The 707-nt window shown below is 70.0% G+C and carries 1 pseudogene; it reads right to left on the bottom strand.

Annotation, left to right across the window (positions count from 1 at the left end):
• Window positions 1-42 precede the first annotated feature (42 nt).
• Window positions 43-707, bottom strand: a pseudogene (locus AB0G02_RS33755) (hypothetical protein); the annotation flags it as partial.

Here is a 707-nt window from a genome sequence, read left to right as displayed (position 1 = left end):
GGGTCGGGTGACGAGCCACTTGATCGACCGGTGGTGCGGGGGTTACGGCGTGGTCGGCAGCAGGCAGGTGTAGCTCAGGGGAAGGAGGTTCACGAAGGTTCCGCCGGCTCCGGTGCAGATGGCGCGGGCCTCGGAGGCGCGGCGGTTGTTGCCGCTGAGGGGGTTGAACACGCAGATGTAGCCCACCGGGTTGACGGTGAGCGTGAGCACGCCGCCGGTCGCGATGCACAGCTCGGTCGCGTTAACCGTGCCCGAGCCCGGTCCTGATCCCGGCGGGGTGCTCGTGTTCTCGCAGCTCGCGTGGATGTCGGGGTCCGGCGCGGGCCCCTGGCAGGTGTCGGTGCCGAGGCCGCCGTCCAGGCTGTCCTGGCTGCCGTCGTTGGACGCCCCGACGAGCATGTCGTTGCCGGCGCTGCCGGAGATCGTGTCGATGCCCAGGCCGCCGTTGAGCGTGTCGTCGCCGGTGCCGCCGGTGATGGTGTCGTTCCCGTCGCCGCCGTTGATCGTGTCGTTGAAGTCCGAGCCGGTGATGGTGTCGTTGCCACCGTTGCCGTTGATCGTCTTGGCCGGGTTCGTGCCGCCGCAGTCGATCGTGTCGTTGCCGGGGGTGCCGGTGACGACGGTGTCGGTCTGGGTCACGCCGGCGCTCACGACGCAGTTGACGGCGGCGTGCGCGGCCACGGGGGTGACCGCCCATAAGAAGGGGA

This window comes from Actinosynnema sp. NPDC023658 (genome assembly GCF_040639995.1).
GTDB lineage: Bacteria > Actinomycetota > Actinomycetes > Mycobacteriales > Pseudonocardiaceae > Actinosynnema.
This window is presented reverse-complemented; position numbering and strand designations above follow the sequence as displayed.